Annotated in this window: 2 protein-coding genes; both read left to right on the forward strand. The window is 62.3% G+C overall.

The genetic code is table 11. The features are described 5' to 3' along the window. Positions 1 to 209: 209 nt before the first annotated feature. On the forward strand, positions 210 to 479 hold the full coding sequence (locus MB818_RS21855) for a hypothetical protein (RefSeq protein WP_238906546.1): 270 nt from the start codon (positions 210 to 212) through the stop codon (positions 477 to 479). A 92-nt stretch (positions 480 to 571) separates the two neighbouring features. Further along, entirely contained in the window at positions 572 to 1,102 is a 531-nt protein-coding gene (locus MB818_RS21860; protein WP_238906548.1) for a DUF3489 domain-containing protein, read from the forward strand. Positions 1,103 to 1,356: the final 254 nt, after the last annotated feature.

Consider the following 1,356-nt stretch of genomic DNA (forward strand, 5'->3'; position numbering starts at 1 on the left):
ATCACGCCCTCCCGGCTCAACTGCTGCACCCGGCGTTCGGAGAGATCGAGGAGCCGCGCGATCACGCCGATGGGTTGGGCCGCCGATGACATGAGATGATCCCAACGCTCCGATCAAAGCCATGATATTGCTGCGATTATACTGGATGTGTCTGCGCGCCAGAGCGAAGCTGGTGACAGGACAACGACACACCTGACGGAGCCAACCCGATGACCCGCCTGAACCCGCAAACAACTCCCCGCCACGACCTCCACGCCGAAAAGGCGCGGCGGAACCGGGAAGCGGCACTCGCAGCCTTCATCACAAAGAAGGCCGAGATCGACGCGATGCTCGCCCGCCTGCAGGCGCTGAGCGATGACCACTTCGGCTTCGACCCGGACGCCATCAACTGGGGCAGCGTCGGCTCCATCGCCAGCGTGGCCGAGGACCTCGCACAGATCACCGACTTCCTGTTCGGCGAAGGCGAACACGCCGAGTGATGAACCAATACCCCGGGTCGGCCCGCCGGTTGGCGGGCTTTGCCCGGTAGAGGGCGTCGCATTCCGTGTCGCCCGATAGCCGGAGACCCGACATGACACAGATCCAGTTGTCCCAAGCCCAGACAGTCCTCCTGTCGACCGCCTGCACGCGCGATGACGGCGCCATCTTTCCCGTGACAGCCAACCTTAAGGGCGGCGCCGTTGGCAATGTCTGCAAGAGCCTCCTCAAGCAGGGTCTGATCGAGGAGTTCACTGCCACCGATCTCGACACCGTCTGGCGGCACGACGAGGCGCGCGGGCCGATCACCCTGCGCGCGACGCCGCTGGCTTACATCACGCTCGGGATCACGGACGGCCAGAATGACACCTCACTGAGCGAAGCCCTGGCCCCTCCCACCCAGCGCCGGAAAGGGACCAAGCAGGAAACTCTGATCGAGATGCTACAAGCAGAGGGCGGCGCGACCATTGACGAGATCGCAAATGCGCTCGATTGGGCGCCGCATACAATTCGCGGGGCGATGTCCGGGACGCTGAAGAAACGGCTCGGGCTGCTCATCACCTCCGAGAAGATCGAAGCTCGGGGCCGAGTGTATTCGTTGCGCTCGGACCACACTGGTGGATGAAGTCTGCAACCGCCGGTTTCTGAGGCGAAGACGCCTGATACTAAGTACTCGAGGAGACTGTGAGTGGTTCCTCGACTGTTTTGCAAGTAAGGTTGATTACGTCCCCCAACTGAGTGCCGGGCCGGTCGAGCGCCGGCACTTTTTTCTTCACCCCTGAGGTGCGACGAAGTCATTTGTGTAGGTCCGTCTTCGGAGGCCGACCTGGTTTTGGTGGAAAGCGCGTATGCCTTTCGGAAGAGGGAGAAACGGCTCGA

This window comes from Ruegeria alba, from assembly GCF_022321465.1.
GTDB classification, from domain to species: domain Bacteria; phylum Pseudomonadota; class Alphaproteobacteria; order Rhodobacterales; family Rhodobacteraceae; genus Ruegeria_B; species Ruegeria_B alba.